An 8,140-nucleotide genomic window follows, 5' to 3' on the forward strand; every position below is an offset into this window, starting at 1 on the left:
GATCGCACATTTGCCTTTGCCTGCCTGTTCAATCTGGTGATCGGGTTTGGTATCTATGCGTCGACCTATCTCCTGCCGGTGTTCCTGGGGCGCGTGCGGGGCTTCAACAGCCTGGAAATCGGCACGACGGTGTTCGTCGTCGGGATCAGCCAGTTGCTCAGCACGATCATCGCCGCGTGGTCGTCGAACCATGTCGACCGGCGGATCGTGATCGGCATCGGGCTGACCGGGTTCGCTTTCAGCTTGTGGCTGACGTCGCATGTCGCCTCGAACTGGGGGTTCCACGAATTGCTGGTGCCGCAACTGGCGCGTGGCCTGTTCGTCATGCTGTGTATCGTGCCGAGCGTCGGTATGGCGCTCTCGGCATTCCAGGGTTCCGAATTGCGCTCGGCTTCGGGCCTGTTCAACCTGATGCGCAACCTTGGCGGTGCGATCGGAATCGCGACCGTCAACACCTGGCTCAATGATGCAGCGCGCGCGCAAGTTGCGCGGTTCGGCGAGGCCTTGGGCACATCGGGGCGCGGTGCCCAGGAATTTATCGCACTGAGCGCAGAGCGAATGTCCTTGTCCACTACCGACCCCGATCGAGCCAGGCTGATGGCGCAGGCAGCGATCGGCCGAGTCGTTGGACGCGAAGCGCTGACCATCGCGTTCGACGAAGTCTTCCAGATCATGGCCTGGATGTTCGTCGTCGCGCTGGTAATGGTGCCTTTCTGCCGCGTGCCGAAGGAGATCGCCCCCACTTCCCCGCTGGAGTCGCACTAAATGGCCAAAGCACCCACCATCCTGCTCGTAACCTGCTTTGCGATGGCAGGCTGCACCGTCGGGCCCGACTACGTCCGCCCCGCCGCCCCGCTTGCGCCCTCCTTCATCCATGCCGCAGCCATCGACACCCGTCACGCCGATGCGAACTGGTGGCGCAGCTTTGACGATCCGCTGGTGGTGGCGCTGGTTGACCGGGCGATCGCCAACAACACCGATCTGGCTCAGGCGCGCGCCCGGATCGAGCAGTCGCGTGACGCCGCCCGTTCAGCGGGCGCGGCGTTGCTGCCGGCGCTCGGCGCGACCGGCGCGGCCACCACGCTGAGCCAATCGCGCGACACCGCGATCGGTCGCATTACCCAGGCGATCGGCGCCCCGCGCGGGTCGACCGAATATGCGATCGGCACCCAGGCCTCGTGGGAAGTGGACCTGTTCGGCGGCGTTCGCCGGGGGCGCGAGGCGGCGCGCGACGATCTCGCCGCCACCGAAGTCGATGCGGGTGCGCTGGCGGTTTCGGTCGCGGCCGAGACCGCTGATGCCTATCTGACATTGCGCGCATTCCAGGCACGGCTTGCGGTTGCCAGCGATCAGGCGCGCAACGAGGCGCTGCTCGCCAGTCTCGTCCGACAGCGCTTCGACCACGGCGTCGCCGCCGAACGCGAAGTCAACCGGACGGTTGCGCAACTCGAGGGGGTAAGGGCCGCCATGGCGCCACTCCGTGCAGGCATCGAGGCGCAGCTCAACCGTCTCGACGTGCTCGTCGGCGATCCACCCGGCAGCAATCGCGCGCAGCTTATCGAGGCACGTCCTGTGCCTGTCGCGCCGCTTCCAGAGGGCAGCGCTGATCCCGTCGAGCTGCTGCGTCGGCGACCCGACGTTGTCGCTGCCGAACGCCGGCTCGCCGCCAGCAACGCCCGCGTCGGCGTGGCGATCGCCGATTATTACCCGCATCTGTCGCTGTCCGGCCTGCTGGGCGTCGCAAGCCTCGGCACCGGAAATCTATTCAGTGGCGGCGCGGTCGAGGCATCGGGTGGCGCCGGCTTGCGCTGGCGATTGTTCGACTTCGGGCGCATCGACGCCGAAGTTGCCGGTGCGCGCGGTCGCGAGGCCGAGGCGCTGGCCGCGTGGCGCGGATCGGTCCTGGCTGCAGCCGAAGACGTGGAAACTGCTCTGGCGCGGTTAAAGGAAGCGCATGTCGAGCGCGCCGGTCTCGAGCGCGAAGTTGCCGCGCTTGACCGTGCGCGGGGGCAGGCGCGCGAAGCCTATACAGGGGGCGTGGTCGGACTGATCGAGGTGATCGACGCCGAGCGGGAAACGCTCTCCGTGTCTGATCGATTGGCGTTCGTGCGTGCCGCCGAAGCACGTGCCGCGATTTCCGCCTACCGTGCGCTCGGCGGCGGATGGCAGGCGCCTGGCGCACCGGCGCTTGCATCTACTGCGGGAAAGCTCAGGTAAGATCCATGCGATACGATAGCGAACACAAGGCGCGCACCCGAAATCGGGTTCTCAAGGAAGCGGCTGCCGCGCTGCGCGCAGTCGGCCCGGATCGACTGGCCGTCGCGGATGTCATGAACCGCGCGGGCCTGACACATGGCGGTTTCTACGGGCATTTCAAATCCAGGGACGAACTGCTGACCGAGGCTGTCGGGGCCATGTTCCAGGACCGTTACGAGCTCTACTTTTCCCACATTGAAACCGTGGAGCCACGCGCCGGGTTGCAGCGGTTTGTCGATAACTACCTCTCGATCCGCCACCGCGACGCGCGTGACACCGGCTGCCCCATCCCGATTCTGGCGGGCGAACTGCATCGCTTGCCCGAAGCTGCGCGCAGCCGGTTCGATGTGGCGGTCCATCGGCTGACCGATGGCCTTGTCACGTTATTGGGGCGTGCCGCCATCGATGCTCCGCGAACACGCGCGGTGTCGGCGATCGCCGAGATGGTCGGCGCCATCGCCGTTGCTCGCACCCTGCCGGACATCACAGAAGCGACGGAACTTCTTGAGACCGCGAAGGTCAGCGTCGAGGCCAAGCTCGGCCTGCGGTGATTTCAGTTTTCGGCAGCGTCGAACAAGGCGACGATCCGGGGGGAAATAAATCGCAGCCAATGCGATCGCATACGCGCAACCGGGCGTGGCCTATCAATCGAACTCTCATTGTGAGAGACGGAGCACGGAGTGGATGTGGCCGCAGCCCGTTCCTGTCCCGGCGTTCAGCGGGCGCGGGCGCGGGCAACGCGTCGAGAGGAGACAATCGTTTTGGGTAAGGTAGCAGGTTTCCTGACGATGGTTGTGGCGCTGGCGCTGGCGCCAGGTGCCCATGCTGCGTCGCCCGATCCGGTCATGGCCGATAACGGCATGGTGGTGTCGGCACACCACCTCGCCAGCCAGGCCGGCGTCGACGTGATGCGCCGCGGCGGCAACGCCATCGATGCTGCGTTGGCGGTAGCCTACGCGCTGGCGGTGACGTTCCCCGAAGCCGGCAATCTGGGCGGCGGCGGCTTCATGACTATACGCCTTGCCGACGGGCGCGAAACATTCATCGACTTTCGCGAGACGGCTCCCGCCGCTGCCGGTCCGACGCTGTATCAGGACGCCAAAGGCAACGTGATTGCGGGCCTCAGCACGCGCGGATACAAAGCGGTGGGCGTGCCGGGCACCGTCGCCGGGCTCGAACTGGCGCTGACCCGCTATGGCACCCGGCCCCGCGCCGAACTTATGGGGCCGGCGATTGCGCTGGCCCGCGACGGTTTCGTCCTCAACGGCGGCGACGCGCGCTTCCTGGCCGAGGGCGCGGCCGATTTCGCGAAAGACCCAGCCAGCGCGGCCATCTTTCTCAACTCTGGCCGAACCTGGCAGGCTGGGGATCGACTTGTCCAGGCCGATCTCGCCGGCTCGCTGGCGCTGATCGCGAAAGACGGCCCGGCTGCGTTCTATCGCGGCCGGATTGCCAGCAGGATCGTCGCGGCCAGCCGAGCGCATGACGGCATCCTCGCACCGACCGACCTTGCGTCTTACACCGCGGTCGAGCGCAAGCCGGTCACCTGCGACTATCGCGGCTGGCGCGTGGTTTCGGCCCCGCCGCCCAGTTCGGGCGGTGTTGTGCTGTGCGAAACGCTGAACATCCTCGAAGGCTATCCCATGCGCGAGCTCGGCTTCCATTCGGCCCAAGGCGTGCATTACGAGGTCGAGGCACTGCGCCGCGCCTATCACGATCGCAACGTCAACCTGGGCGATCCCGATTTCGTCAAGGCCGACATCGGACGTTTCACCAGCAAGGCATACGCTGCCGGCTTGCGCGAAGGCATCGCTGCCGACAAGGCGACTCCGTCCACCAGCCTGGGTGTACCGGGTGGCGCGCACGAGGGACAAAGCACCACGCATTTCTCTGTCGTCGACAAGGCCGGCAACGCCGTCTCGCTCACTTACACGCTCAACGACTGGTTCGGTGCACGGCTGACGGCGCCGGGTACGGGCATTTTGCTGAACGACGAGATGGACGACTTTTCATCCAAGCCCGGCGTGCCCAATATGTTCGGCCTGGTCGAAGGGGCCAACAACGCGATCGCGCCGCATAAACGCCCGCTGTCTTCGATGACGCCCACGATCGTAACCAAGGACGGCAAATTGGCGCTCGTCGTCGGCACACCAGGCGGCAGCCATATTCCCACCGGCGTGCTGCAAGTGATCCGCAACGTGATCGACTACGACATGCCGATTTCCGACGCGGTCGACGCGCCTCGCATCCATGAACAATGGCTGCCCGATGAAGTGGCCTACGAAACGTACGCGCTGAGCCCTGACACGATCGCGCTACTTGTGGCGAAAGGCCACAAGCTCGTGCCGATGGGCTACCAGAACCAGATTGCTGCGATCGCGGTCGGAGATCGGCACACCTCTTCGCAGACCGACAACGCGGAACCGATCGGCCCGCCGAAAACCGGCTCGGGCGCACGCCTGTTCGGCGTTATCGACCCCCGCCTGCCGACCGGCAGCGCCGAAGGTTTTTGACCTGGGCCTTCACGCCCCCCGCGCGCGGAGATCGAGCTTCAAAGCCTCAGGATCGCCGTGCCCTGTTACCATCTGCGGACGGGACGCGACCGCGTGCGCGGCTTCATGAGCGAAAATACGCCGGCACCAGTCGTCAAATTACCGTCATCGTTGGTCCAAGGCGTGGAAGCTGCAATCTGCGCTGCGTTGGGGATCGTTCGGCTGCGGCACCGATCGTCGCTGCGATCGATGCAAGGCTTGGACGAGGTAGACCTGCCTGCCATCGTCTATCGAACAATTGCACAGAACTGGGCGCTCGCACGAGCGATCGAGAACAAGGATCGCTCACGCCAGAACTGGCGCTGGACACTTCAGCCGCAGATCGGTGAGGCCAACCGCAGCCCCGAAGTCATGCTCGAACGCGCAATCGCGAGCGCGTGTGCAAGCGCAGGCCGATCGGACTGGGCGAACCAGGTCCCCGTCGCCTCAGGGCTGGTGCGAGGCACAGCGGACGGTCGGCGTGCCATAGACCTCATCCACCGGCGCTCGCACGGTCGCTATGAGCTCATCGAATTGAAGATCGCGAGCGATACGCCACTCTATGCCACGGTCGAGCTACTCGGCTTCGCCAGCCTCTGGTTGCTAGCCCGCCAACATCCACCTGTCACCGAGCCCGACATCCTCCAGGCCGTGGATGTCGATCTGCGCGTGCTGGCGCCGGCTGCGTTCTACGCGCCGTTCGATCTTGCTGCGCTGGAGAAATCGGTCAGCCGGGGCGTGCAATTGCTCGGCGAACACCACCAGGTTGGGCTGACTTTCGCGTTCGATGTTCTGCCGGCAAGACTGGTCGAAAGACCGCTACCCACTGGGTTGACACTTATGGACACGGTCGCAGCGCGCGCGTCGCTTCATTGCGGAGGCTGACTTCGAGCCGATTTCCGTGGAGCATTGGCGCAGATCCGAGGCGCTGTATGGGAGGGTCCGTTCACATGTCATTCACGTTTACAGCCGTAGTCGATTACACCTGTAGTTGATGGAGTAAGGGCATGGCCGAGGAACGCATCACCGAGGCCGAGCAGGCAGTGATGGAAGCGCTTTGGACAAGTGCTCCGCTCAGCGCCACCGCCGTGTGCGATGCGGTGTGCGAACCACGCGGGTGGACCCTTCCCACGGTCAAGACGCTGCTCTCGCGACTGGTCGCCAAGGACGCCATCCACGCCGAGCGCGATGGCAAGCGCTTCCTCTACAGCCCCCGCATCGCACGCTCCGCGTTTGCCGCGGGCGAATCGCGGCGCCTGGTCGACCGGCTGTTCGGCGGCCGCACCGCGCCGCTCATCGCGCACCTCGCCGAGCAGGAGACGCTGACCGACCGCGACCTCGCCGAAATCGAGACACTTCTGAAGACGCTGCGCGGGGACGCGGGCGAATGACCGGCTGGCTGATCGACACGCTGATCTGGACCGGGGTGCTGATGGCGCTCGCGCTGGTGCTGCGGGGGCCGGTAGCCCGCATCTTCGGCCCCGCTGCGGCTTATTCATTATGGTTCGTGCCGCTGCTGCGGCTGCTCGTGCCTACTGCAAGAGTGATCCTGCCTGCGGTCCACATTGCGCCGATCCACGCGCCCGAACTGGCTGCGGCCACGCTTCCGTCGGTCGAGCCAACCTCCGTGCTCGCCGCCCCTGCGCTTGTTGCGTTCGATCCGCTTCCCTGGCTGATTGCGATCTGGCTCATAGGCGCGGGACTGGTGCTGGCGCGGCGGTTAGGCGCCTATACATGGATGCGCCGGCGGCTGCTGACCGGATCGCATGACCTGCGCCGCATCGGCCGCGTCCGCGTGATCGAAAGCGCGGCCACGCCGATGCCGGTCGCCTTCGGGGTGATCAACCCCTGCATCGTGGTACCCGAGGGCTTCTTCGCCAGCGAGGACCCGATCGCCGCCGAGCTGGCGCTCGAACACGAATTGCAGCACCACGCCGGCGGCGACCTGCTGGTCAACCTCGCGATGCAGCCGATGTTCGCACTCCACTGGTTCAACCCGCTCGCGCGGCTGGCATGGCGCGCGCTGCGCAGCGACCAGGAAGCCGCCTGCGATGCGCGTGTCTTGTCCGCGCGCGATCTCGATCAACGCGCCCGCTACGGAGCGCTGATCGCCCGCTTCGCCACTGCGTCGGCCCAACCGGCGCTGGCCCCACCCATGTTTTCGCCGCTGGCCTGCCCGGTGAGTGAGGGTCGCTCGATCATCCATCGACTGAGGAGTCTTGCCATGCCCCAAGTATCGCGACGCCGCCGCCTTGTCGGCCGGCTGCTAATCGGCGCGGCGGTGCTCGCTCTGCCCTTGACCGGCTCGATCACTTACGCCGCAAGCGACCAACCGGCAGCGCCCGCGCCACCATCCGCGCCCGACATCCCTTTGCCGCCCCATCCACCGCTGCCGGTGGTCCCGCCCTCCCCGCCGTCCAGCGAAGCCGATCATCCGGGGCACCGCGTTATCGTGATCCGCGAACATTCCGGTAAGGACGCCAGCCAGACCCGCACCGTGACCCGTGGCAACACCACTGTCACCGTCACCACAGATCACTCGGTCAGCGATGCCGAGATTGACCGCATTGTGCGCGACTCCGGCCGCGAGGCCGCGCGGGGTCAGGCCGAAGCGATGCGCGGGCACGCCGAAGCCATGCGTGCGGAAGCACTGGCCGAAACCGGCGCCGCGCGCGCCGAGGCTGCGCAGGGGCGCGCGGAAGCTGCGCGGGAACGCGCCATCGCACGCGCCGGGATTATCCGCATCCACGACAACGCGATGGGCCACGCGCACGGCTGCCGCAACGGTGCCGCAGATGTCACTTCAAGTGACCCAGACGGCAGCCACGTGATCCGCATCAAGGTTTGCGCGCGCGCCGCCGCGCTCGACGGCCTGCGCCACGCACGCCAAGCGATCGAGCAATCCACCGACATTCCATCCGAAGGTCGTGCCCGCGCGCTGCACGAACTCGATGCGCGGATTTCGGAAGTGGAGAAGGCGGGCTAGGCGCTGGGCGGCAAGGCGCATAATTTCCACCCAGAAGTGACCGATGTTCTGCTCTTCCCCCTGGCCTCCTGCCCAACCCGCTGGTTGGCAGGATGAACCGAATTGGAAGCCGCGCTCGAATCTCGGCCGATGTGGAAAACGCTCGTGAAACGGGTCCGCGCCCTTTGCTCGGGCCACAATCACAAGCGTACGCTTACGTCGCAATCGTCAAACGGTCCTGCTGGGATCCCGGCGGGCTGACAGCGGCGATGCGGCTGATCGACATGTTGCTGGACCAGTGGGCGCGTGCGCCGTTGACAAAATCCTGCGGGCGCGAGGTCAGCGTGTGGGTCGCGAGCCACAGCCGCTTGAGGTGGCGCTTGTAGCC

7 protein-coding genes are annotated in these 8,140 nt (G+C 66.1%); all 7 read left to right on the forward strand.

Annotated elements, in window-relative coordinates:
- Positions 1-33: 33 nt before the first annotated feature.
- The 7 genes from Q0R16_RS12360 to Q0R16_RS12390 all read left to right on the forward strand — a co-directional run bounded on the left by Q0R16_RS12360 (position 34) and on the right by Q0R16_RS12390 (position 7,773).
- Positions 34-765 carry an MFS transporter gene (locus Q0R16_RS12360; protein ID WP_366857629.1) on the forward strand — a complete coding sequence of 244 codons (732 nt, stop codon included), beginning with the start codon at positions 34-36 and terminating at the stop codon, positions 763-765.
- Positions 766-2,217, forward strand: coding sequence for an efflux transporter outer membrane subunit (locus Q0R16_RS12365; protein ID WP_295636304.1), 1,452 nt, complete (start codon positions 766-768; stop codon positions 2,215-2,217).
- A gap of 5 nt (positions 2,218-2,222) precedes the next feature.
- On the forward strand, positions 2,223-2,807 hold the full coding sequence (locus tag Q0R16_RS12370) for a TetR/AcrR family transcriptional regulator (protein WP_295636307.1): 585 nt from the start codon (positions 2,223-2,225) through the stop codon (positions 2,805-2,807).
- 210 nt (positions 2,808-3,017) lie between these two features.
- Positions 3,018-4,769 carry a gamma-glutamyltransferase gene (gene ggt / locus Q0R16_RS12375; protein ID WP_295636310.1) on the forward strand — a complete coding sequence of 584 codons (1,752 nt, stop codon included), beginning with the start codon at positions 3,018-3,020 and terminating at the stop codon, positions 4,767-4,769.
- Positions 4,770-5,006: 237 nt separating this feature from the next.
- Entirely contained in the window at positions 5,007-5,672 is a 666-nt protein-coding gene (locus Q0R16_RS12380; RefSeq protein ID WP_295636313.1) for a hypothetical protein, read from the forward strand.
- A 122-nt stretch (positions 5,673-5,794) separates the two neighbouring features.
- Positions 5,795-6,178, forward strand: a complete 384-nt coding sequence (locus Q0R16_RS12385; RefSeq protein ID WP_295636316.1) for a BlaI/MecI/CopY family transcriptional regulator — start codon at positions 5,795-5,797, stop codon at positions 6,176-6,178.
- On the forward strand, positions 6,175-7,773 hold the full coding sequence (locus Q0R16_RS12390; protein WP_295636320.1) for a M56 family metallopeptidase: 1,599 nt from the start codon (positions 6,175-6,177) through the stop codon (positions 7,771-7,773). The genes Q0R16_RS12385 and Q0R16_RS12390 overlap by 4 nt, the downstream gene beginning before the upstream one ends.
- Positions 7,774-8,140 lie beyond the last annotated feature (367 nt).

It is taken from the genome of Novosphingobium sp., assembly GCF_025351285.1.
Taxonomy (GTDB): Bacteria; Pseudomonadota; Alphaproteobacteria; order Sphingomonadales; family Sphingomonadaceae; genus Novosphingobium.